At 42.8% G+C, this 23,159-nt stretch carries 22 protein-coding genes; 18 read left to right on the top strand and 4 right to left on the bottom strand.

The window, feature by feature from the left end:
- Positions 1-79 precede the first annotated feature (79 nt).
- The 11 genes from BLU58_RS06040 to spoVM all read left to right on the top strand — a co-directional run bounded on the left by BLU58_RS06040 (position 80) and on the right by spoVM (position 10,862).
- Positions 80-1,780, top strand: a complete 1,701-nt coding sequence (locus tag BLU58_RS06040; protein WP_255404626.1) for a spore germination protein — start codon at positions 80-82, stop codon at positions 1,778-1,780.
- Positions 1,767-2,987, top strand: a complete 1,221-nt coding sequence (locus BLU58_RS06035) for a GerAB/ArcD/ProY family transporter (RefSeq protein ID WP_176786519.1) — start codon at positions 1,767-1,769, stop codon at positions 2,985-2,987. Before BLU58_RS06040 ends, BLU58_RS06035 begins: the two co-directional genes overlap by 14 nt.
- On the top strand, positions 2,971-4,101 hold the full coding sequence (locus tag BLU58_RS06030) for a Ger(x)C family spore germination protein (RefSeq protein ID WP_093291327.1): 1,131 nt from the start codon (positions 2,971-2,973) through the stop codon (positions 4,099-4,101). The genes BLU58_RS06035 and BLU58_RS06030 overlap by 17 nt, the downstream gene beginning before the upstream one ends.
- A 136-nt stretch (positions 4,102-4,237) precedes the next feature.
- Positions 4,238-5,278 (top strand): dual-specificity RNA methyltransferase RlmN, encoded by a 1,041-nt coding sequence (gene rlmN / locus BLU58_RS06025; RefSeq protein WP_093291453.1) that lies wholly within the window; start codon positions 4,238-4,240, stop codon positions 5,276-5,278.
- A 171-nt stretch (positions 5,279-5,449) separates the two neighbouring features.
- Positions 5,450-6,187 (top strand): Stp1/IreP family PP2C-type Ser/Thr phosphatase, encoded by a 738-nt coding sequence (locus BLU58_RS06020; RefSeq protein ID WP_093291326.1) that lies wholly within the window; start codon positions 5,450-5,452, stop codon positions 6,185-6,187.
- Positions 6,188-6,213: 26 nt separating this feature from the next.
- Positions 6,214-7,968: a Stk1 family PASTA domain-containing Ser/Thr kinase gene (gene pknB, locus BLU58_RS06015; RefSeq protein WP_093291325.1), complete on the top strand. Its 1,755-nt coding sequence runs from the start codon at positions 6,214-6,216 to the stop codon at positions 7,966-7,968.
- Positions 7,969-8,225: 257 nt separating this feature from the next.
- Positions 8,226-8,360: a hypothetical protein gene (locus tag BLU58_RS16865; RefSeq protein WP_255404625.1), complete on the top strand. Its 135-nt coding sequence runs from the start codon at positions 8,226-8,228 to the stop codon at positions 8,358-8,360.
- Positions 8,361-8,439: 79 nt separating this feature from the next.
- Complete coding sequence (rsgA, locus tag BLU58_RS06010) at positions 8,440-9,330, top strand: ribosome small subunit-dependent GTPase A (RefSeq protein WP_093291324.1); 891 nt, start codon at positions 8,440-8,442, stop codon at positions 9,328-9,330.
- 1 nt (position 9,331) lies between these two features.
- Positions 9,332-9,994 (top strand): ribulose-phosphate 3-epimerase, encoded by a 663-nt coding sequence (gene rpe / locus BLU58_RS06005; RefSeq protein ID WP_093291323.1) that lies wholly within the window; start codon positions 9,332-9,334, stop codon positions 9,992-9,994.
- A 12-nt stretch (positions 9,995-10,006) separates the two neighbouring features.
- Positions 10,007-10,651 carry a thiamine diphosphokinase gene (locus BLU58_RS06000; protein ID WP_093291322.1) on the top strand — a complete coding sequence of 215 codons (645 nt, stop codon included), beginning with the start codon at positions 10,007-10,009 and terminating at the stop codon, positions 10,649-10,651.
- A gap of 130 nt (positions 10,652-10,781) precedes the next feature.
- A complete protein-coding gene (gene spoVM, locus BLU58_RS05995; RefSeq protein ID WP_131848127.1) occupies positions 10,782-10,862 on the top strand; it encodes a stage V sporulation protein SpoVM in 81 nt (26 codons plus the stop codon).
- Positions 10,863-10,961: 99 nt separating this feature from the next.
- Here the strand turns inward: spoVM and rpmB are convergent, their stop codons facing one another.
- Positions 10,962-11,150, bottom strand: a complete 189-nt coding sequence (gene rpmB, locus BLU58_RS05990) for a 50S ribosomal protein L28 (RefSeq protein ID WP_072334255.1) — start codon at positions 11,148-11,150, stop codon at positions 10,962-10,964.
- A 226-nt stretch (positions 11,151-11,376) separates the two neighbouring features.
- Between rpmB and BLU58_RS05985 the strand changes: the two genes are divergently transcribed.
- The 7 genes from BLU58_RS05985 to BLU58_RS05955 all read left to right on the top strand — a co-directional run bounded on the left by BLU58_RS05985 (position 11,377) and on the right by BLU58_RS05955 (position 19,197).
- Complete coding sequence (locus BLU58_RS05985) at positions 11,377-11,742, top strand: Asp23/Gls24 family envelope stress response protein (protein WP_072334258.1); 366 nt, start codon at positions 11,377-11,379, stop codon at positions 11,740-11,742.
- Between the two features lie 12 nt (positions 11,743-11,754).
- On the top strand, positions 11,755-13,458 hold the full coding sequence (locus BLU58_RS05980) for a DAK2 domain-containing protein (protein ID WP_369813688.1): 1,704 nt from the start codon (positions 11,755-11,757) through the stop codon (positions 13,456-13,458).
- Between the two features lie 11 nt (positions 13,459-13,469).
- Entirely contained in the window at positions 13,470-14,333 is an 864-nt protein-coding gene (locus BLU58_RS05975) for a DegV family protein (protein WP_093291321.1), read from the top strand.
- A 113-nt stretch (positions 14,334-14,446) separates the two neighbouring features.
- Positions 14,447-15,106, top strand: a complete 660-nt coding sequence (gene sdaAB, locus BLU58_RS05970; protein WP_093291320.1) for an L-serine ammonia-lyase, iron-sulfur-dependent subunit beta — start codon at positions 14,447-14,449, stop codon at positions 15,104-15,106.
- Positions 15,107-15,192: 86 nt separating this feature from the next.
- Positions 15,193-16,083: an L-serine ammonia-lyase, iron-sulfur-dependent, subunit alpha gene (sdaAA, locus tag BLU58_RS05965; protein ID WP_093291451.1), complete on the top strand. Its 891-nt coding sequence runs from the start codon at positions 15,193-15,195 to the stop codon at positions 16,081-16,083.
- Complete coding sequence (gene recG / locus BLU58_RS05960; RefSeq protein WP_093291319.1) at positions 16,080-18,128, top strand: ATP-dependent DNA helicase RecG; 2,049 nt, start codon at positions 16,080-16,082, stop codon at positions 18,126-18,128. The genes sdaAA and recG overlap by 4 nt, the downstream gene beginning before the upstream one ends.
- Before the next feature lie 580 nt (positions 18,129-18,708).
- Positions 18,709-19,197, top strand: a complete 489-nt coding sequence (locus BLU58_RS05955) for a hypothetical protein (RefSeq protein WP_093291318.1) — start codon at positions 18,709-18,711, stop codon at positions 19,195-19,197.
- 49 nt (positions 19,198-19,246) lie between these two features.
- On the opposite strand, the gene pepF is transcribed toward BLU58_RS05955, so the two are convergent.
- From pepF to BLU58_RS05940, 3 genes are all read right to left on the bottom strand, one after another.
- Positions 19,247-21,061: an oligoendopeptidase F gene (gene pepF / locus BLU58_RS05950; RefSeq protein WP_093291317.1), complete on the bottom strand. Its 1,815-nt coding sequence runs from the start codon at positions 21,059-21,061 to the stop codon at positions 19,247-19,249.
- Between the two features lie 362 nt (positions 21,062-21,423).
- A complete protein-coding gene (locus BLU58_RS05945) occupies positions 21,424-22,578 on the bottom strand; it encodes a site-specific integrase (protein ID WP_093291316.1) in 1,155 nt (384 codons plus the stop codon).
- 14 nt (positions 22,579-22,592) lie between these two features.
- On the bottom strand, positions 22,593-23,159 hold a 567-nt coding region (locus BLU58_RS05940; RefSeq protein ID WP_143123720.1), incomplete at its 5' end, for a replication initiation factor domain-containing protein.

Raw genomic sequence — 23,159 nt, 5'->3', positions numbered from 1 at the left:
ATTTTTATAACAATAACATTTTCATTAAGAAAAATGAACAAAACAACAAAAATACCATAAATAAAATGAGAGTAAGAATATGCGAATGGACAATGAGCGACTCAAACTTGGCACATTGTGTATGCTTTCTATGCATCACGCACATCATAATCTTGTGGCGGTGATGTATATGAAAATGAGACAGTTGCGTTTTCTACGTGATCAGAAACGGAAGAAAATATTAGAGCAACATAGTAAAAAGAAAGTAGAAGAACGATCTGAAAATAAGGGTATTTCGGATGATCTGGATGAGAATCTGGATTTTCTAAAGAATGTATTTGGAAACTCGACAGATATTATAACGCGGACGTTTGCGATGAAAACACCAGATCATTTGAAGGGTGCGGTTATTTATATCGATGAAATGGTGAATAAGGATATTACTCATAATTATATTTTAAGGCCGTTGATGCAAGAGGAGATTAAAGATCAAACGGATATATGGAAAAACGTTGTCCAGAAGTTGATCGAAGCGGGAGAGGTCAAGGAAATCACGAAGATGAAGGATGTCATCAACGGGGTTTTAAGTGGTGATACGATCTTCTTATTGGAAGGGACGACCAGGGCTCTCGTTATTGGTACAAAGGGTTGGACTACGCGAAGTGTCGGGGAACCACGTGCGGAGTCTGTTGTGCGGGGGCCGCGTGAGGGTTTAAGCGAAACGTCTACTTTTAGCTTGGCTATGATTCGGCATCGGTTTAAAGATCCCGATCTTCGGATTCAATCTTTTGTGATTGGGGAGAGGACACAAACGGCTGTTTCTCTTCTATATGTAGAGGGATTAACGAACGAACAGATCGTGGAGACGGCTAGAAATAGGTTAAAGGATATCAAGATTGATGGGATTTTAGAAACAGGGTATCTGGAGGAATTTTTGCAGGATCAAACATGGACACCGTTTCCACAAATCCAAAACACAGAGCGCCCGGATTCGGTAGTGGCACATCTACTAGAGGGAAGGATTGCGATATTGGTAGATGGATCCCCACATGCTTTGATTGCTCCAGCTGTTTTTACTCAATTCTACAATAGTCCTGAGGATTATTACGAGCGTTACCTTATCTCGAGTTTTTTAAGACTGATCCGTTTATGTAGTTTTGCCATTGCCTTGTTATTGCCTGCTTTTTATATCGCCTTTGTCTCATTTCATCCGGAGCTGATCCCAGATCAATTATCGATTGCGATGGCCGCAGGAAGGGCATCGGTTCCTTTTCCGTCTATTGTCGAGGCACTGGTGATGGAAGGGAGTATAGAGGTGCTCAGGGAGGCAAGTATTCGTTTGCCGGGACCGATTGGCCCCACGATCGGCATCGTAGGGGGCTTGGTAATCGGTACTTCAGCCGTACAAGCAGGTCTCGTTTCGCCGGCGATCGTAATTGTGGTTGGGATGACTACGATTAGTTCGTATGCCAATCCTAGTTACAATGCGGCGATTAGTATTCGTTTGCTGAGATTTCCACTCATGATTGCTGCTTCCATATTAGGGCTGTTTGGGATCATGATTTCTCTTATGCTGATGGTTCTTCATATGGTTCAGATCCGCTCGTTTGGTGTACCTTATATGACTCCATTCGCTCCGTTTCGTCGTGGGGCAATCAGAGATACTTTAGTACGGGTTCCGTGGAAGTATATGAATACTCGTCCTAGTTTCTTGCAGCCACAAGATCGATATAGACAGAAAAACCAGAGCTCAGAAGAAGCAGTGAAGACAGGGAGGGATGCATCCAATGACACCAAATAACTCATCACAATCTTCTCAGTCTCCTGCCTCTAAGAAACTGGATCATCAAGGCAGTCTTTCTTCTTATCAGATTTACGTTTTGATTATACTTTCTATTATTGGGGCGCCCTTACTTAACTTTCCTCGCTTTGTAGCAGCGGAGGCAGGGCCGGATGGGGTTTGGCTGAGCGTGATATCAGGGTTGCTACTTATGGGCTTTGTTTATATGGTTAGTAAGCTGTGTCAACGATTTACAGGTCAAACTTTTGTACAATTTATTCCGGAAATTTTTGAAACGAAGCGGATGAAGTGGCTTGGCAAGGGGATTGCTAGCCTCATTATTATTTGTTTTGCTTTGTACTGGATGAATCAGATTTCGTTTCAAGTGCGGCTATTTAGTGAAGCGACCAATACTACATTGTTGCCGAAAACGCCGATTGAAGTTACGATTCTGACATTATTGCTGGCGTCTACCTTCGCTTCTTATTCTCGTCCGGCAGTGATTGGAATGTTAAATGAATTTTTATTTCCGATTATCTTACTTCCTTTTTTATTACAGTTATACGTTGTGTTTAAAAAAGGGGAGTGGGTTCATATCCTTCCCCTCTTCCAAAGTGATTGGAAGGGATTATGTAAAGGGATATTATCAAACGGTCTAGGATTTTCTGGATTTGAAGTGTTGTTTTTAATAATGGGTTACAGCCAAAAGGTGGAACATTCGGCTAAGGTGAGTGCTAAGGCCATCTTAACTACTATGATTTTACTTTCCAGTACCATCATTGCCCAATACCTTGTATTCGGAGTAGATGCGTTATCTAAAAATCTATGGTCGGCTCTCGATTTTTACAAAGAGGTAAGGCCTGAGTTGTTAGTGATTGAGCGAATTGAGGCATTTGTTCTAGCCATTTGGGTCGTGATTGCTTTTATTGCGATAACGAATTTACAGTTTGTTTTAGTTCGCACCATCTGTGAAGCATTTCGTGTAAAAGAAGAACAAACCAAATATGTGGCTTGGACGTTACTTCCTTTTTTCTATGGTGGAGCGATGGTTTCGGAAAATATAAGTGATTTCTTCACCAAGTTTCAAGAATACAGCTATATTGGCTTTGTTTTTTCAATCGTGGTACCAGTTGTTTTATTTTTACTGGCGATCATTCGTCGTAAAAAAGTCCCATCTAAGAAAAAAGACCAGAAAGGGGCAGAGAATCATCATGCGACACCTTCCTAAGATTATAATTCTTTTGTTGATCTTCCCTCTTTTGGCAGGTTGTTGGGACCGAAGGGAGATAGAGGATCGGTTATATGTATCGGCTATTGCCATTGATAGTACGGAGGATGATGATACAGCGGAGATTAGTGTTCAAATTCCAATTCCAAATCAGGTAGTGGGAGGAGGAGGCGGTGGTCAAGCGGAAGGGGGGAAAGGGCCGAGTGGGCCTTTTGAGCTACTGTCCGGGGTTGGAAAGACATATTCGGAAGCTATGCATCAAATTGTTGTCTCTTCTAATGATCCATTATTCTTCGGGAATATGCAGGTTGTTATGATCTCTGAAGATCAAGCTAAAAAGGGAATCGAACGCTTTATGGATGCCGTTAAACGTACTTCCGAAGTTCGACGCCAATTATATCCAATTGTGGTGAAGGGAAAAGCAAAAGATGCGCTCAATGTGAAAGTGCCATCTGAGGAGATTCCAATCAATTATATACGAGGAATGTTACGTTCTGGAACGAGAAATGGTATTTATGCCGATATTACACTTGGACAACTTCTCATTGATATGGGGCTTCCGGGCTGTCAATTTCCTATTATGAACTATATGGAGCCGATAGAAGGCGGGTATAGGTGGGACGGAATCGCTGTATTTAAAGGAGAGAAAATGGTTGGTGCTATAGAGGGAAGACAAAACGTTGCGGGAGTTCTTCAGGTTAGAACCAATCAAAAAGGGCATGTGGTCATCGTACAGCGTAAGGATGGTATGATTGCATTTCATCCATACAGTAGCAATCGGAAAATTAAGGTGAATCCAGATGGTTCCGTTGTTATCAATATAGAAGTGACGGGACTTATTCAAGAGAAAACATCTACAGATGATTTATCGAAAGCGGAAGTTCTGGAAGATGTTGGCAATCAAGTATCAGCGACCTATCAAAATCAGATGAAGGATTTGGTTAATCGTTCTCAAAAAGAGTTAAAGGCAGATATTTTTAATTTAGGTGAGTATGTACGAGCGTATCAACCGAAGTTTTACAATAGCATCAATTGGCAAGAGGATTATCCGAACATCCCCATTACAACCAAGTATCATGTAACCATTCATCGGTATGGAATTAGCTCAGACTAACTTGTCAAAAATTCGAAACAAGAAGGGCTGAAAAAGGGGGTTATTTCCTTTTCTTTCCCGTTATGGATTGATATAATAGGGAAAGTTTTTTAAAGGATGATGAAGATAAATTGAGGAAGATCTGGTGAAAAAGTTTATGAAACCATTTGCATATGATTTAGATTTACCTGATTGGAAAGATTGGATGAAAGAGCATGGTGAACCAGAGTTCCGCGCTGGACAAGTAATGGATTGGTTATATGAAAAACGAGTGAATTCGTTTGAAGAGATGAGCAATCTTTCTAAGAAACTCCGTGATCGTTTAGCAGATGCATTTGAGTTACAACCATTAAAAATCATCACTTCTCAAGAATCACAAGATGGGACGATTAAGTTTTTATTTGGATTAGTGGATGATCACGCAATTGAAACAGTGGTGATGCGCCATAATTATGGGGTGAGTGTTTGTGTAACGACTCAAGTCGGTTGTCGAATTGGTTGTACATTTTGCGCCTCTACTCTGGGAGGTTTGAAACGGAACCTTACCGCGGGTGAGATTGTTGCTCAAGTAATGACTGCTCAGAAAGCGCTAGATGAATCTGAAGAGCGAGTGAAGTCGGTTGTGATTATGGGATCGGGTGAGCCGTTTGAGAACTACGAGCCTACGATCCAGTTTGTTAAGATTATCAACTCGCCAAAAGGGCTTAACATCGGGCAACGTCATATTACAGTATCGACCAGTGGTGTGGTTCCGAATATTTATCGTTTTGCGGATGAAGGTTGGCAAGTAGGATTGGCCATCTCCCTACATGCGCCGAATCAAGACTTGCGCTCTAGCTTAATGCCGATTAACCGCAGACATCCGTTGGCAGAATTGTTGGATGCTTGTTGGTACTACCTACGGACGACCGGTCGCAGGCTCACATTTGAATATGCCCTTATTGGTGGGAAAAATGATCAATTGGAGCATGCACATGAACTAGGGAAATTATTACAAGGAATGAACTGCTTAGTAAACTTGATTCCTGTTAATTATGTACCAGAGCGCGATTTTACAAGAACCTCCCGAAACCAAATTTTCGAGTTTAAAAAGGTATTGGATTCATATAAAATCAATACGACGATTCGCCGTGAGCAAGGTCACGATATAGATGCTGCTTGCGGACAGTTACGTGCTAAGCATAATAAATTAGTCTAACTAAGCCCAAATCGTTTACAATATAATATAGAGTTAGAGTACCCTGAATGAAGGAGGAGATATAGCTCCTATCTTCTTCTTTCATTTTCAAAATGATAGAAATGAAAGGTATTTCTTCACATATGGTTCTCACGAATTTTAGGAATGCCGATGGGAAAGGGGTAAGCCGCAATGGAGATTGCACACCGAACAAATGTCGGTCTCGTGCGTGACTTAAACGAGGATAGTGCTGCTCTTGTCCGCCGTGAAGATGGGTCAGTACTTGCAATTGTGGCAGATGGTATGGGTGGACATCAAGCTGGTGAAATTGCCAGTCAGACAACAGTCAAGGTGATTGAATCCATCTTACAAAGTAAAAATTTCCACTCCACAGAAGAGCGGACCAATTCCATACTAAGTGCGGTTGGAAAAGCAAATGCCGAAGTGTTTTATTTATCTCAAAATAATGAGCAATATCAAGGAATGGGCACTACCGTTATAGCGGGTATTATGGATTCATGTGAGGTTGTATTGGGACATGTAGGGGATAGTCGGGCTTACATGTTACATAAAGGTGGTCTCTATCAGCTAACAGAAGATCACACATACGTGAATTTGTTACAAAAATATGGGCAAATCACGACAGAGGAAGCAAAGAATCACCCTCAACGAAACATGGTCGTTAGAGCGATCGGCACTGCTGAGGATGTAGAGGTGGATCTCATTCACACCCCATGGAACCCAGATGACATGTTACTTCTATGTTCCGATGGATTAACCGATATGGTAGCCGAACGCGAAATTGGATTAGTTTTATCAAGCGAGATAACGATTGAAGAAAAAGCTGATGAGCTAATTCAGCAAGCCATTCAAGCGGGTGGCAAAGATAATATTTCCGTAATCCTACTAAAGAATACAGAGATATTATAAATAGGCTGAGGAGGAGCAAGGTAATTATGCGGATGGAAGGGAAGAGACTGAGTGGTCGTTACGAGATCCTAAATAGGATCGGTGGCGGTGGGATGGCAGTCGTATATAAAGCTAAAGACATGTCTCTTCATCGTAATGTAGCAGTGAAAGTGCTCAGCGAATCGCTCAGTAATGATTCAGAGTTTATTCGTCGCTTTAGTCGAGAAGCTCAAGCAGCAGCTAGTTTGTCTCATCCGAATATTGTAAATGTTTACGATGTGGGGCAAGACGACTATACGCAATTTATCGTAATGGAATTAATCGAAGGTCCAACTCTTAAACAACATATTCAAGAACAAGGACCTCTTTCTGTAGAAGAAGCAGCGGAGATCGCCATTCAAATCTGTGATGGCTTATCTAATGCGCATGATAACGGTATCGTTCACAGAGATATCAAGCCTCATAATATCTTACTCGGCGGGAATGGTCGAGCAAAAGTAACGGACTTCGGGATCGCTAGGGCCGCAAGTTCCTCGACGATTACCCAAACAGGGTCGGTCATGGGATCCGTACATTACTTCTCACCTGAACAAGCACGCGGCGGAGTGATTACCGAGAAATCAGATATCTACTCTCTCGGTGTTGTGTTTTATGAAATGCTTACAGGAAAACTTCCTTTCGACGGTGATTCTGCGATTGGGATTGCCCTGCAACATTTACAAGAACCTGTGCCAGATCCAAAAGAGCTCAATCCAGACATTCCCGATAATATCGTAAAAATCTTGCTCCGTTCGATGGAAAAAGATCCGGAGATGAGATACACGTCCGTAAGAGCAATGATGCAAGATATTCGCTACGCGCTCCAAATCGGACATCGCAATGAATTTACTTGGGGCAATAGCAAGGAAAAGTCACGGACGAAAGATTTCTATGCAACCGTTCCATTGACAGGTGATACGAATTTTTCAAACGATCAATCCGAAACCGATTCGATACCCAAGAGCCGTAATAAATTCCGTGGTGGTAGTGAGCTACAGGACGACGGGCGGAAATTTGATCGTCCCACTACAGGGAAGTTCGGACTAACGAAAAGCCGAATCGAAGGGCTCCGTAACATTCCTGTGGGAGAACAGACCGTTCTTCAAAAAACAGTTGTCTGGCTAGACGACGTGCAACAAAAGCTACCCTGGTGGAAAAAAGCAATCTTTGGACTCATTAGTATTGTACTTATTTTTGCTCTTGCACTGTGGCTATTTAACACCGCTATCGGATTCCTCGGTCAAAATAATAAAGGTGGTGCGGCTCCCGTATCCGAAGGCAGTTCTCAGGCTCAAGAGAAAGAGCAAAAGAAGGCCACTGATTTTAAGGGAAAGCCTTTTAGTGAGTTACAGAAGTGGGCGAAAGCTAACAACGTAAAGATTGATGGAACGCAAAACTTTAAGACAAGTGATGAACCGAAAAATACAGTGCTTGAGGTCGAGCAAAAAGGTAATTCGATAACGGTTACGTTAAGTCTTGGACCTAAAGGTGGAATGGATAGTAGTGCTGGTACGGTTCCTGATTTTGTGGGGCTTCCAGCCACAACAGCACAGGCAAGAGCTACAGCTGCAGGATTAACGTTTAAATATGATAATCGCCATTGTTGGACAGATACGACAGGTGGTAGAGCAGGGCATGGTGCTATTATTGAAACGATTCCCAAAGCAGGCGACCCAATTCCAGATGATAAAGTGATTTATGCTTGGATGAATGTTAATAAACAATGTAGCAAGCCTCCGCCTTCACAAGATGGAAAATGGTAAGGTAACTAAATTGTAAACATATAACTAATATGCCATCACAGGAGGTTGCTTCCGTCTCGTTACAGACCAAGCAACCTCCTGTCTACATAAGATGCATTTGTTCATTAACCACAAAATCATGAGAAGGACCCACTCCATCTCTCCCTAATCAACAGATCTATTGTGGTTCAGAATAGGTTAGGGGTAATGTATCTGACTACTGCGATGTTAGTGAACCTACTTAGCGTAGTCCCTCTGAGCTAGGGAGTTTTGTGGCAATGTTTGAGCGTTCTTTGCGAGTTTTGCCACTTGCCCGCAGCGAAGAAGGACGAAGCGGACATCCTCACATCTTCTTAGGTTCACTATTTGAGCTGTGGACAGATACATGCCCTGGACTAGCAGTGACCAGATAGAATAGATTCCCCTAAACAACCCAATAAATGGTTAATAATCAAACTTGAACAGAGGGACTTTACCCTATAGGAGGTATGTATGCCATCAGGTCAAATTATCAAAGCAATCAGCGGATTTTATTACGTTCGAACGGAGCATGAAGAACTATATGAATGCAAAGCCCGTGGTGTATTCAAATTTGAGAAGAAAAAATGTAAGCCACTAGTAGGGGATTATGTACAGTTTGACGAAACAGACATGGGAAAGGGATACATAACTGCAATTGAATCACGTCAGACCGAGTTAGTGCGTCCTGCGATTGCCAATGTAACGCAGGCGGTGGTCGTTTGCTCACTACGGGAGCCTTCGTTCCAACAGATGCCACTAGATCGCTTCTTAGTCCATGCCGAACATGCTAGGCTCGAAATCGTGGTTGTGCTAACAAAATTAGATTTGTTAGAAGACCCTGCTGAACTAGAAGCGATTCGCACCCGTTACGCACCTACAGGCTACCCTATTGTGGCTACCAGTATCGAAACGACAGACGGGATCGAGCAGATCAAGCCATACTTAAAAGACCAGACTTCAGTGTTTGCAGGACAGTCTGGAGTGGGAAAGTCATCTCTGCTGAACAAAATCATCCCGGATCGTGAACTAGAGACGGGCGCAGTAAGCCAAAAAATCGGCAGGGGACGACACACTACCCGTTCCGTGGAAATCATTCCGCTTGAAACGGGTGGACTAGTGGCTGACTCTCCCGGATTTAGCCAGCTCACCTTTGATGGTATGGAGCCCGCGGATCTTGGGCATTGTTTCCCTGAGTTTCGTGAGAAGGCGGAAGAGTGCCGTTTCCGTGGATGCCTACACTTAAATGAACCAAGCTGTAAGGTAAGGGACGCGGCGGAAACTGGCGAGATTGACCCGAAACGCTATGAACACTATGTAACATTTTTAGAAGAGATCAAAGAACTTCAACTTCGGAGGTACTGACATGAAGATTGCACCATCAATTTTATCAGCAGACTTTGCAAATTTAGAGCGAGATATAAAGTTAATCGATCAAGCTGGAGCAGATTGGATTCATGTAGATGCGATGGATGGTCACTTTGTACCTAATATTACGCTGGGGCCCCTAGTGGTAGAGGCGATTCGTCCGCATACGAAGTTACCGCTTGATTGTCACCTCATGATTGAAAATCCAGACCAGTATATCCCGGCTTTTGCGCAGGCGGGTGCTGATATTATTACGGTTCATCAAGAAGCATGCCCTCACCTTCATCGCACGATTTATCATATTAAAGAATGTGGTGCAAAAGCAGGAGTCGTTTTGAATCCAGCAACACCGGCATCTACGATTGAATCGATCCTTCCTGATATAGATCTTGTATTATTAATGACCGTTAACCCAGGATTCGGTGGTCAGAAGTTTATTCATTCGGTACTGCCAAAAATCCGCCAAGTACGGGATATGGCAGACCGATTGGGCATAAACTTAGACATCGAAGTAGATGGTGGTGTAAATAATAAGACGGCCGGGTTAGTGGCAGAAGCAGGTGCAAACGTGCTTGTTGCAGGATCGGCCGTGTTCGGTGCAAAAGATCGTGCTCGCGCTATCACGGAGATTCGCGATGCGGCTTTATCGGGCTCTAAGTAAGGAGTGGAGTGGATGAAGCGGGTTGTTGTGATTGCGGGGGGAGAAGTGTCCCCTGAAGATTTACACCTCATCCAATCAGATGATTTTCTTATTACAGCGGATGCAGGGGTTGAGCCCCTACTTGATCTGGGAATGCGCCCTCATTTAGCTGTGGGAGATTTCGATACCACCAAGCAGGACTACCTATTTCAGCTTCAAGACCTGAAAATTCCGTATCGTACATTGCCACGTGAAAAGGATGTTACGGATACACATTTTGCACTCGAAGAAGCAGTTAAGCTACAGCCCAGTGAGATTTTACTGTTAGGAGCACTAGGTGGGTCTCGATTTGATCATGCCCTAGCAAATCTATATTTGTTAGAGTGGATTGCTACTACTTCTATTCCCTGTACGCTCGTTTCGGGAAAGAATCAGATTTGTCTATTAGTCGGCCCGACGACGATTCGGGTAACGAAAGGGGATACTGGGTATATCTCTCTTTTGCCATGTAGTGATCAGGTTGTTGGGGTCACTTTAAAGGGCTTTCGTTACCCTCTAAACGATGCTACCTTGATTCGGGGAGTCAGCTTAGGTGTAAGCAATGAAATTGCTCAGGAATCGGGTGAGATTACGATCCGCTTGGGTAAATGTTTTTGTATGCAAAGTGCTGATCGTTAACTTTCCTAAGGGAATTTTCTTTCTTTGTTCTAGGTACATAATAGTGGGGATAGAATATAAATAAGTGATGACACGATGGGGCTCGTCATCGTGCGGATCCAAACGCTAATAGAACAAGGAGGGAATCGGGGTGAAGTTCTATACCATCAAGCTTCCGAAATTCCTCGGTGGGATGGTCAAGGCATTGATCGGGGTATTTAAAAAAAGCTGATAGAAATAATCTGATAGGGAATGATAAAGATACAAAAAAAGCACCCGTATAATCGAGTGCTTTTTTCAGTATGGTTGGGCGTTAAAAAACCCACGATATCTAAACGCGGGTTACTTTGCCAGATTTTAAAGCTCTGGTGCTTACATAAACGCGTTTTGGTTTACCATCTACCAAGATGCGCACTTTTTGAACGTTCGCGCCCCATTTTTTACGACTTTTACGGTTAGAGTGGCTAACTTTGTTTCCAGTAGAGCCTTGTTTACCAGTAATAAAACAACGACGAGCCATTTTTGCACCTCCTACCTAAACCATCACAATCACGTACGATCGGTCGGTATAAATCACCATGCAATTCTAACACACATGCCTGTTCTCTGCAAGGTAGTTTCCATTATTGATGGGCGGGATGCGAGTATAATAGTAGATAAGGCTTTTTCTCTTTCTTTATCAAGAGGGTTGTTGTAAAATTGTCCTAGTAAAAACGCCTGAGAAACCTCTTCAAGGAGGAGTAGTTATGAGTATTGATGTTTCGACCAATCTAGGTCAAATCGAAGTTTCCAATGATGTTATTGCTACGATTGCAGGGATTTCTGCGATGGATTGCTATGGACTCGTAGGAATGGCTTCCCGTAAACAAATTAAAGATGGAATTGCGGAATTGCTCGGTCGTGAAAATCTCAGTAAAGGCATTGAGGTTCGTCAAGAAGAAAACGAGCTGATCGTCGATATGCATATTATTGTGGGATATGGTACGAAAATCTCCGTGGTAGCACATAATGTGCAAGCAAAAGTGAAATATACTTTAGATCAATTAGTAGGAATTAAAGTAAACTATGTAAATGTCTTTGTTCAAGGTGTTCGATTGGTGAATGAAGAGTAAGGAGGAGCCCAGTTGGCACAACGCGAAATTGTTGCAAGTCTATTTTTACAAATGATGCGGGCGGGCGCAAACAATCTTAATCGCAACGTTGAGATGGTAAACGCCCTCAACGTTTTCCCTGTTCCAGATGGTGATACTGGAACCAATATGAGTTTGACGATTACCTCTGGTGTAAAAGAGATGGAGAAGTTTGCACATGAAGAGAACATCGGGAAACTAGCGGAAGCGCTTGCAAAAGGATTACTGATGGGTGCAAGAGGAAATTCCGGTGTTATTTTGTCTCAGCTTTTCCGTGGTTTTTCAAAAGCACTAGCAGGAAATGAAACGATGAGCCCTCGTCAGTTAGCAGAAGCGTTTCAACGAGGAGTGGAGACGGCATATAAGGCGGTTCTCAAACCGGTTGAGGGAACGATCCTTACGGTTGCGAGGGAAGCGGCAGAGGCCGGTGTAAAGCGTTCTCGGAGTACTAACGATCCGATTGAAGTATTAGAAACGGTTGTAAACGAAGCAAAAGCGACTTTAGACCGTACACCCGAGATGCTCCCTGTATTAAAGCAAGCGGGAGTTGTGGATGCAGGTGGAGAAGGTTTGTTACTAGTATACAAGGGAATGCTCTCTGTTTTAACAGGTGAAGTGGTTGTAGATCAAGCAACAACCAAAGAGAATCTTCCTAGTTTAGAAAGTTTAGCTGAAATGGCCCATGATAATGCACAAGCGAAAATTGATCCAGCTACGATTGAGAATGGCTACTGCACTGAGTTTATGGTGGATTTAAAAACAACTCGTCGCCCGGTAGACGCATTTTCTGAAGGAGAATTCCGTGAAGAGCTATCTGAATTTGGGGACTCCCTCTTAGTAATCTCAGACGAAGAGCTTGTAAAGGTGCATATTCATGCGGAACATCCAGGTGACGCTCTTAGTTATGCTCAAAAATATGGTGATCTCATTAAAATCAAGATTGAAAATATGCGTGAACAATATGCAACGGCAACGGAAGGGCATACATCTACTCATTCTCATAGCAAACAAGTAGAAAAACCAGCTATAGAAATAGAGAAAAAGCCATATGGAATTGTCTCGATAGTGGCAGGCTCTGGAGTAGCAGATATTATGCGTAGTTTGGGGGTCGATGTCGTGATCGAAGGTGGTCAAACGATGAATCCAAGTACGGAAGATATCGTGAAGGCAATTGGCCAAATTCATGCAGAGCATATTATCATTTTGCCAAATAACAAGAACATCATTTGGACTGCGGAACAAGTTGGCGAAGTAGTGGAAGTGCCTGTAACGGTTCTTGCTACTAAGACGATTCCGCAGGGCATAGCTTCATTATTGTCATTTGATAAGGATGCCACTCCTGAGGCAAACAAAATGAATATGACTTCGGCTTATCAGGCTATCCGGTCTGGTGAGCTTACTTATGCCGTGCGTGATACGCAGATTGATGAGCATCAGATTAAACAAGGTGATTATCTAGGAATTACAGAAGGTAAGATTGAGGTAGTGGGTCAAGATTTGATGGATACTGCCTTGACGCTGTTAGACGAGATGGCAGTTGATGGAGCAGATGTAGTTACTGTGATTTACGGTCAAGATGTCTCTTCCGATCAAGCAAATGAGCTTACAAAGCGTCTGGGAGATGCATATCCAGATGTAGAAATTGAGGTTCATGACGGAGGACAGCCACTCTATTACTTCTTATTTTCTGTTGAATAGCGAGGTGCCTTATGAATCAAGTATATGTAATTTGTGATAGCGCTGCAGATTTACCTCAAGAGTTAAGGGAGGAGCTTGGGATCGGCCTTGTTTCGATTCCGTGTCATATTGAAGGAACGACGTATTATGATGGGGTAGATATCTTTGCTGACCAGTTTTATGCAGAATTAGCAGAGAGCAAAGAGATTCCATTTACTTCTCAGCCTTCGCCGATGGATTATGTAAATGCATACCAGAAAGCGATTGATGAAGGAGCGAAGAAAATTCTGCTCGTTTCTCTTTCATCTGGTTTAAGTGGTTCATATCAGACGGCTGTTCTTGCCTCTACTATGCTGGAAAATCCAGATGTGGAGATCGAAGTATTTGATTCTCGCTCTGCTTCTTTAGGTAGTGGATTACAAGTCATTGCAGCTGCGCGTGCGGCAAAGGCGGGTAAGTCTTTAGAGGAAATCAAGGGGCTTTTGGAATCAAATCGCGAACATACTTCTATTTTTTTCTTAGTAGATACATTGGAATACCTTCAAAAAGGTGGACGAATCGGGAAAGCTTCCGCAGTTGTCGGCTCACTTTTGAACATTAAACCCATTTTGTCTGTAAACCAAGAAGGCGTTGTTTATGCAGTGGATAAAGTGCGGGGAAAAAATAAAGCGTTTGAACGATTATTCGGGCTGATCAAAGAGCAGGTTCAAGCAGGAGCTGTATCAGTTGGAGTTATGCATGCACGCAATCCAGAGGAAGCGGATAAATGGGTGCGACGAGTCGAGCAGGAGTTTGAAGTGAAAGAGCTAATTGTGACGGAAATCGGTCCGGTAATTGGAACGCATGCAGGACCAGGTACTGTTGCGATCTCAGTAGTACCGTACCTAGAAGTCTAACGAGGTTCTATGATGAAATCCCTTGTACCTTTTTTCATGGTCTGATACATTTGTTAATAATTGATTTGGTAAGCGGATTTTGTAGATCTTAGATGGATAGGGTGCGATTGCATATGAAATATCGTACAGTTTTCGATATCATTGGGCCAGTTATGATCGGCCCTTCTAGTTCACATACAGCAGGCGCGGCGAGGATCGGTAGAGCGGCACGCACCATGTTTGGGAAGATGCCTCAGCGTGTTAGTATCATTTTATATGGCTCTTTTGCAAGAACGTATCGCGGTCATGGAACTGATATCGCTCTAGTCGGGGGATTACTTGACTTTGATACGTTTGATACACGTATGGCCGAGTCTTTAGACATTGCCAGTGAAATGGGCATGGATGTCGAGTTTATCGAGTCGGATGAACTTACAGATCATCCGAATACGGCTCGTTTGATCCTTCAGGATGGTGATCATCGCCTAGAAGTGGTAGGTATCTCGATTGGTGGGGGGAAGATGGAGATTATCGAATTAAATGGTTTCCAGCTCAGTTTATCGGGAAATGCTCCTGTTTTGTTGGTCTACCACCATGACCAACATGGAGCGGTCGCTGCCGTAGCTACGATCTTGGCCAAACACGAAATTAATATTGGATATATGCAAGTATCTCGTAAAGAAAAAGGGTCTCAAGCATTGATGTCGATTGAGACAGATCAAGTTGTGGATGAATCACTCCAAGAAGAGATTCGCAAACAACATGGCATGCTTTCAGTTACCGTTCTTTCATAAATAACAACTTGTAACCCAAGTAAGAAGGCCTTTGAAAGTGTCTTTTTCTTGGGTTATTCTACTGTTGGAAAGGGGAGTTAAGTATGTTGTTCCGCTCAGTGGCAGAACTAGTCGAATATGCAGAATCAGAACAACTAAAAATTTCGGATGTGATGATGAGGCAAGAGTCCGATGTTATGAATCGTCCGATAGAAGAAATTTATCGTGAAATGGAAGAAAACCTTCGAGTGATGGAATTAGCCATTGAACGAGGTACAACTGAAGATCTAAAGTCCAAAAGTGGGCTTTCCGGTGGAGACGCACGGAAGATTATGAGATATCGTGGAAATGCTCCAGTTTTGTTAACGGGATCGACTGTTTTAGAAGCGGTTGCCAGTGCTACAGCGGTTTCGGAAGTAAATGCGGCCATGGGGATCGTCGTCGCGACTCCAACTGCTGGAGCTTGTGGGATTTTACCTGGCACGATTTCGACTGCATCGAAAAAATTGAAATCTAGTCGTGATGATATGGTACGAGCCTTATTTGTAGCCGGTGCGATTGGCTTTTGTATCGCGAATAATGCTTGTATCTCCGGTGCAGCTGGTGGGTGCCAAGCAGAAGTAGGTTCTGCGACTGCCATGGCTGCGGCCGCTGTGGTCGAGATGGCTGGTGGGACCCCCTCTCAGTCGGCACAAGCAGTAGCCATCGCGCTTAAAAATATGCTAGGACTCGTCTGTGATCCGGTAGCTGGATTAGTGGAGGCTCCTTGTGTGAAGAGGAATGCAATGGGTGCGGCGATTGCGATGGTAGCCGCTGACCTTGCTATGGCGGGGGTTGAAAGTGTGATTCCGACTGATGAAGTGATCGATGCGATGTATAAAATCGGTCGAGATATGCCGGTAGCATTGCGTGAGACAGCACTTGGCGGTTTAGCCGCTACTCCGACAGGTCGTAGTTTGGAGCGGCAAATTTTTGGAAATGAGACATCTGAATCATGAGTTTGGCTCAGTATCCGGTTGATGTGTTGTCGGGTGTGGGACCTCAACGGAAGCAACATCTGGAGGAACTAGGAATTTCCACGATTCAGGATGTTTTAGAGTATTACCCATATCGTTATATCGACTACCGAGTGACGGATCTAGGGGAGGCAGAGCACGAATCCCAAGTAACAGTTCAAGGAAAAGTGTATCAAACCCCTAGCTTCCGGTGGTTTAAAAAGAATAGCTCCAGGTTATCGGCTCGTCTGGATGTAGATGGAATCATAGTCCAAGTGGTCTGGTTTAATCAACATTTTTTAAAAGATAAACTGATCCCCGGAAAAACAATTATGGTTTCGGGGCGCTTTGATCGTCATAAATTGGAGATTTTAGCGAAGCGGACATTTGTGAGTCAGGCTGAGCAAGAGAAGCAGGCTGGTCGCTTAGAACCTGTCTACTCTGTAAATGCTAATGTACAAATAAACTGGCTACGAAAATTGATCGAAGAGGCTTACCGGCGATTTGGAGGGGAGATCGAGGAGATTTTGCCTTCTGATATCATTGACCAATACCGTCTGCTTCCTCGTGCCACAGCGATGTACTATCTCCACTTTCCTAAGGGACAGCAAGAAGGTCATCAGGCGCGCAGACGGATGGCATATGAGGAACTCCTCCTTTATGAAGCAAAATTACTTTATCTCCGAAGGCTCCAAAAGACGGAGATAGAGGGGATTTCTCATCGTTTTGACCATGATAAAGTAGAGGAACTTATCTCTAGACTGGACTTTCCGCTGACAGGTGCGCAAAGGCGGGTCGTAGACGAAATTTTAGATGATTTACAAGCATCTTCTCAGATGAATCGGTTACTACAGGGAGATGTGGGATCTGGGAAAACCGTAGTTGCCGCGATTGTCTTATATGCTAACTACTTATCTGGTTACCAAGGAGCGTTAATGGTTCCAACGGAGATCTTAGCGGATCAACATGCAGAATCACTGCGAGCTATTCTAGGGCCACTAGGCCTTACGATTGTCTCGCTCACAGGGAATATGAAAGCAAGAGAACGCCGGGACACATTAAGCCAGATTCAAATGGGACTAGCGGATATTGTTGTAGGGACACATGCCCTTATTCAAGAGGGGGTTGTTTACCGTCAACTAGGCCTTGTGATTACGGATGAACAGCATCGTTTTGGAGTCAAACAACGTGCCTTGCTTCGTGAAAAAGGGAGTAACCCCGATGTTTTATTTATGACAGCGACCCCGATCCCGCGTACGCTAGCTATCTCTGTCTTTGGCGAAATGGATATCTCTACGATCGATGAGATGCCAGCCGGGCGACAGCCGATTGATACATATTGGGTAAAAAAAGATCTATTTCCCCGCATCGTTTCCTTTGTTGAAAAAGAATGCCAGACAGGCCATCAAGCATACGTGATTTGTCCGCTTATCGAAGAGTCAGAGAAGTTAGACTTGCAAAACGCGCATGATTTATATGAACAGCTAACGTTAGAGCTTTCGCCCGTGCGAGTTGGGCTTCTTCATGGGAAGATGAACCCAGCGGAAAAAGAAGAAGTGATGCGAGCCTTTTCTGAAAATGAGATTCAAGTGCTAGTCTCTACAACAGTCGTCGAAGTAGGCGTAAACGTCCCCAATGCTACGGTGATGGTGATCTATGATGCTGATCGCTTCGGCCTAGCCCAGCTTCACCAGTTGCGTGGGCGGGTAGGGAGGGGTGGCGGTGCATCTACCTGTGTTCTAGTTGCCGATCCTCGTTCTGAGCAAGGGAATGAACGGATGAGAGTGATGACGGAGACCACAGATGGATTTGAGATCTCACGACGCGACCTAGAGATGAGAGGCCCAGGGGACTTCCTAGGCGTGAAGCAAAGCGGGCTTCCTGCGTTTAAAGTTGCCAATTTAGCTGAGGATCTGAAGATCATGGAGATAGCTAGAGCCGATGCGACTCTGATCGTCAATAATCCTGAGTTCGGATCTAAGCCAGAGACGAAGCAGATGTACGATCGTTTGCAGGCTGAGGGGCTGGAGAGTAAGAGTTTTGATTAAGGTGAAGATCCCCTACTGTAGCAATTCATCTGCTGATTTCAGGTATGGTAGTGTTTTGATAAAAGGATAGTAGTCTGCTTCATGAAGACCCTTTCTTCTAGTTTAGTTGGTACTTTACCATTTTGGAGAAAGGTGTCTTTCTCTATTTTTATTCTATTTTTTTAATCAACATACCTGTTTTGATTAATGTATGTGTTGACCTAAGTGTGTATATGCATATATAATTTTTTGTGTAATTTTATTGTTAAATAACATAAAAAAACCACATTTTAGTGCCTGTTTGAAAATTTTATTCTCCATATCGTGAGAAATCCAATCAATTGGGCTTTGGTTATCTTATTCCAGGTGCACCAACATGTTATTGGGAAAAACGATTTTGAAACTTGCGAAAGGAATTCTTCGTACAGAAGGACAAACTATTGCTGTTATAGATAGTTGTCGTGTACAAATAGGTTGTATGTCGTTGGTAATACTGCATCTACTAATATAATTTTGAACATGGAATAGTTTGTTTGGTGATAACCTCTTAGTGTGAATCGCTAAGAGGTTTATCTTTAATAAGCAAAGGAGAATAAAAGTTTTGGAAAGTATTGTATTGAGAAAAACGAAGGTTGCAGCTGTTACTGGCTTTGTTTGTGCGCTTCTATATTTTTGTTTGTATTATGATTTGGAGGATCTAATAATCTATACTATCATTACGTTCTTCGCATGCTTTCTGATCTCAGCCTCTTTTGGTACAGCTTCTTCGATTTATATTGATTGGATTTCTCACGATATGGAGAATAAAATTTTCAAACGGGCACTAAAAATTGCTTTGTACGGTACCTTTGGCTATATGGCAGATGCAATGCTATCATTTGATTCTGAGTTCACCATGATATATTTGACTGTGTTTTTTTCTTATATCTACTTTCTTACAGATATCATTGTAAGTAAATTCCGTGGGAAAAAGATATGCCAGAATGATAACAAAATGCTTAAGATCGTTATGAGTTGCATAGTGATTGCGGTTTTCCTAGTATGCTTAGGATTACAAAGTCCCTTAAATACGATCCAAAAACTGTTATAAACGAAACAGCCTAACTATATATCGGTTAGGCTGTTTTTATTGAAGTCTCTTACTTTTGCCCTAGCAACATTTCCAACTCATCTAAGTACTCCTTAAACACTACAAATGCTTCGCGAATCGGCTCTGGAGAGTTCATATCGACACCTGCATGTTTGAGGATGTCAATCGGACTTTGTGAGCTTCCTGCTTTCAAGAAGTCTAGATAACGATCTACTGCCGGCTGTCCTTCTTCGAGAATTTGCTTAGACAAGGCAGTAGCCGCACTAATCCCCGTGGAATACTGGTATACATAAAAATTGTAGTAGAAGTGAGGGATACGAGCCCACTCTAGAGCAATTTCTGGATCGATTACGACACCTTCACCAAAGTATTTCTTGTTTAGGTCATAGTACATCTGAGAAAGCACATCTGCTGTTAACGCCTCGCCAGCCTGATCTTTTTGATGAATCAGTAGCTCGAATTCCGCAAACATGGTTTGACGAACAATGGTGCTACGGAACTTATCCAAATGATGCGTGATTAGATAGAGACGCTTCTGAGGATCTGTGGTGTTTTTTAGTAAGTAGTCGTTCAACAAGTTTTCGTTACAAGTGGAAGCGACTTCCGCTACAAAGATGGAATAGTCGCCGTAGACGTGTGGTTGGGTCTTCCGAGTGTAATAACTATGGACCGAATGACCAAATTCGTGAGCGAGTGTAAATAGGTTATCAACGGAGTTTTGCCAGTTCATGAGGATGTATGGATTGGTTCCATAGGTTCCAAAAGAGTAAGCTCCACTTCGCTTCCCTTGGTTCTCATATACGTCGACCCACCGGTTATCAAAAGCCGTTTGTAACACTTGTAGATACTCATCCCCAAGTGGATGCAAGCCTTTGAGGAGCAATTCTTTTGCTTCTTCGTAGCTAACCTTCATCTCTAGCTCAGAAGTGAGGGGAACGAATAAATCGTAGAGATGTAGCTCCTCGAGGCCAAGTGCTTTTTTTCGGATATCAAAGTAGCGGTAGAGAAGTGGTAGGTGTTCATGAACGGTCTCGATTAGTTGATCGTACACCGATTCAGGGATTTGATTGTCATGTAGCGCCTTTTGGCGTGCCGATCCGTAATGACGGATTTTCGCAATGAGGTTTTGCTTTTTCACCTGTCCGGATAATGTACTTGCAAGGGTATTACGTAGTTTGCCGTATGTTTCATAGACGGATTGGAACGCTTCTTTTCGTACTCGAGGATCTTTATTTTCGAGAAGCTGAATGTAGCGGCCGTGGGTAATCTCCACTTCTTCGCCCTTTTCATCCAGAATCGAAGGGAATTTGATGTCGGCATTGTTTATGTAACTAAAGGTTCGGCTAGATGATCCTAATACCTCGCTGGCTTGTGCGAGTAGTGATTCTTCTTTTTCGGATAAGGTATGGGAACGGAAACGATTTAGTATTTCCAGTTCATATCCATATAGAGAAAGTTTTTCGTGTTCTTTCACGAAAGAGGTGACTTTTTCTTCGGGAATTGCTAAGATTTCAGGGCGATAGTAGGACATCGCATTACTTGCTTCCGTCATTAAGCTAGCGGCTCGATCGTTGTATGCTTGATAATGAGAGTTGGTGGTGTCTTGGTCGTAACGCATACGAGCATAGACAAATACTTTTCCTAATCTCTCTGAAACTTGGTCACGAGTTTGTAATGCTTGAAAAAGAATATTGGCTGAACTTCCTAGCTTTCCTTGAAACTGGGTAAACTGAGGAAGAGTTGCTTTGATCTCCTTATATTCCTGTTCCCATGCATCATCTGTGGCAAATATGTCTTCTAATCGCCATGTATCTGGAGTGGCAATTTCAGATCGTTTCGGTAATTTTTTTGCTTTCGACTCCATCGCAGACCCTCCTTATGATATAAAACGATAAAAATGGACATTCTTAACTTATTATACCGATGTGATGATGCGAGGTAAATCGAATTGCAAGTACGCCGAATTTTCGAATGGATTTTTATGCAATAAATGTATGATAGTATTCTCATACACAAGTGTCATCATTTTGACTGAATGGGTAATTCCCGCTGAAGGACTGGTCAAGCCTAGTAAAAACCTTTATGATTAAAAGAGTACCACCATAACACCCATAGTCCAATAAAGCTTAGATACCAAGACTTAATTAAGGTTAACTAAGAGGAGGGAAGTGAAAAAAAGTGGGTTTGCAAACAAATTGCAAACAATACGATTGATACCTCCAACTACTATGAATCGTTATTCTCCTCATCATGAAGCAACATCTTTTCAAACCTCTCCACTGCTTCCTGTTGCATGTTAGGTAGTACATGGCTGTAGGTATCTAATGTAATGTTTATATTTGAGTGACCCAACCTTTCTGAAACTACTTTCGGATGTTCCCCTTGCTGTAACATGAGTGTGGCATGAGTGTGACGAAGGTCGTGAAATCGGATGTCTGGGAGATTAGCTTTCGTCAGTATTTTTTTAAATCTTTTGCGCAAATGTAATGGATTTAAAGGTGAACCAAAACAAGTTGCGGTAATCAAATCATAACATTGATAAAGTTCATTAGTTTTCTCTTGATCTTGTACCTGTTTATGATTTTTTAGTGCTTGTATCACAATAGGTGGTAAAGTGACTGATCTCACACTTCTCCTCGTTTTGGGTTCTTGTAATACAGGTGTATGACTAACAAGAACGAGATTTTTCCGAATACTTGCTGTACATGTGTTCATATCAACATCCTTCCATCGCAGTCCTAGTATCTCCCCCCTTCTCAGTCCTGTAGTGATAGCCAAAAGAAATGTTATATAGTATCGATCATTTTTGGCATAAAACAGAAATCGTTTTACTTCTTCGAGATTAAGAGGTGAAATCTCTTTCTTACGGTGTTTAGGCGATTCAACCAATGTGACTACGTTAAGATTCACTAATCGCCATTTAACTGCCTGATTCAATGCTGTGTTTAAAAGGCCGTGGAGCCTACGAACGGTTCCAGACGACAAACCACCTTCACTTTTTATTCGACCTTCTTCTAGCATTTTGTTATAAAAACGTTGTACATGGATAGCCTGCAATTTATCTAAAGACAGAGGGCCAAGGAAAGGAACAATGTGTGTTTTAATTAGATAGGAATAAGATTCTAGAGTAGTAGGCTTTACAGCATTTTTGGCATAATCTTGAAGCCAGATCTCCAGATACTCTCCTAATGTCATCTTGTTTGATTCTACAAAGGTTCCGTTTTCAATTTCATTGATCGTCTTATTTAATTCCCTCTCAGCTTCTCTTTTAGTTGGGAATCCTTTTGACCACTTTTGCTTACGCTTTCCTGTCTGAGGATCACGACCAACATCAATAACATAACACCATTTAGAACCTCTTTTGCGTACATGACCTCTCATTGTCTGTTTCCTCCTTATATGGCTGTCGAGTCTTTCAATGGCAGATACTTCGAACTAATCTCACCCGTTGTCTCGTCTACTTCAATCCCCATCAACTTCCACCTAATATGCTTGGTGCGATTCCACAGTTCCCTGTTCCGCTCTTTCTTGGTGTCTTTGTACTGATCAATCATCATGAAGTCTTTCTCTTTTAATCGTGAAATTGCTTTCTTCACTAGATCCAATAAGAACCCTTCGGATTCTGCTTTCACGATAGTAGCTAGGGTAGGGGCTACTTGGCGTTCTAACCAACTAAGTTTCGTTTCAACGGTTCTTTCTTTTGGTAGTTCTGTAAGCTTGATTTTGGATGCGTCTCCGATGAAGCGTTCCCACTTCTTCCATGTCTTCCAGCGGCATTTATTACTATCCGTTCCTTTGGTCGTGAAGCGTACATAGTGATTTAAAACTCCCGTTACAATCTCACCTGCATCCATTTCATTTGCGATTAGCCAAGCAACCTTAACGGCTCTTTCGTCCTTTAATTCCAACTCTGTGCGGTTCCAGAACTGGATCCCTTCTAATTCATCCTCTTTCCCATCTTT

It is taken from the genome of Thermoactinomyces sp. DSM 45892 (genome assembly GCF_900107305.1).
Lineage (GTDB): Bacteria > Bacillota > Bacilli > Thermoactinomycetales > Thermoactinomycetaceae > Baia.
The sequence above is the reverse complement of the archived record's forward strand: the minus strand, read 5'-3'. Positions and strand labels throughout refer to the sequence as shown.

What these genes read in the sequence shown, in the direction of transcription:
- BLU58_RS06040 (WP_255404626.1), top strand. Translation starts at nt 80, where the DNA reads ATGCGAATGGACAATGAGCGACTCAAACTTGGCACATTGTGTATGCTT.
- BLU58_RS06035 (WP_176786519.1), top strand. Translation starts at nt 1,767, where the DNA reads ATGACACCAAATAACTCATCACAATCTTCTCAGTCTCCTGCCTCTAAG.
- BLU58_RS06030 (WP_093291327.1), top strand. Translation starts at nt 2,971, where the DNA reads ATGCGACACCTTCCTAAGATTATAATTCTTTTGTTGATCTTCCCTCTT.
- rlmN (WP_093291453.1), top strand. Translation starts at nt 4,238, where the DNA reads ATGAAACCATTTGCATATGATTTAGATTTACCTGATTGGAAAGATTGG.
- BLU58_RS06020 (WP_093291326.1), top strand. Translation starts at nt 5,450, where the DNA reads ATGGAGATTGCACACCGAACAAATGTCGGTCTCGTGCGTGACTTAAAC.
- pknB (WP_093291325.1), top strand. Translation starts at nt 6,214, where the DNA reads ATGCGGATGGAAGGGAAGAGACTGAGTGGTCGTTACGAGATCCTAAAT.
- BLU58_RS16865 (WP_255404625.1), top strand. Translation starts at nt 8,226, where the DNA reads ATGTTTGAGCGTTCTTTGCGAGTTTTGCCACTTGCCCGCAGCGAAGAA.
- rsgA (WP_093291324.1), top strand. Translation starts at nt 8,440, where the DNA reads ATGCCATCAGGTCAAATTATCAAAGCAATCAGCGGATTTTATTACGTT.
- rpe (WP_093291323.1), top strand. Translation starts at nt 9,332, where the DNA reads ATGAAGATTGCACCATCAATTTTATCAGCAGACTTTGCAAATTTAGAG.
- BLU58_RS06000 (WP_093291322.1), top strand. Translation starts at nt 10,007, where the DNA reads ATGAAGCGGGTTGTTGTGATTGCGGGGGGAGAAGTGTCCCCTGAAGAT.
- rpmB (WP_072334255.1), bottom strand. Translation starts at nt 11,150, where the DNA reads ATGGCTCGTCGTTGTTTTATTACTGGTAAACAAGGCTCTACTGGAAAC.
- BLU58_RS05985 (WP_072334258.1), top strand. Translation starts at nt 11,377, where the DNA reads ATGAGTATTGATGTTTCGACCAATCTAGGTCAAATCGAAGTTTCCAAT.
- BLU58_RS05975 (WP_093291321.1), top strand. Translation starts at nt 13,470, where the DNA reads ATGAATCAAGTATATGTAATTTGTGATAGCGCTGCAGATTTACCTCAA.
- sdaAB (WP_093291320.1), top strand. Translation starts at nt 14,447, where the DNA reads ATGAAATATCGTACAGTTTTCGATATCATTGGGCCAGTTATGATCGGC.
- recG (WP_093291319.1), top strand. Translation starts at nt 16,080, where the DNA reads ATGAGTTTGGCTCAGTATCCGGTTGATGTGTTGTCGGGTGTGGGACCT.
- pepF (WP_093291317.1), bottom strand. Translation starts at nt 21,061, where the DNA reads ATGGAGTCGAAAGCAAAAAAATTACCGAAACGATCTGAAATTGCCACT.
- BLU58_RS05945 (WP_093291316.1), bottom strand. Translation starts at nt 22,578, where the DNA reads ATGAGAGGTCATGTACGCAAAAGAGGTTCTAAATGGTGTTATGTTATT.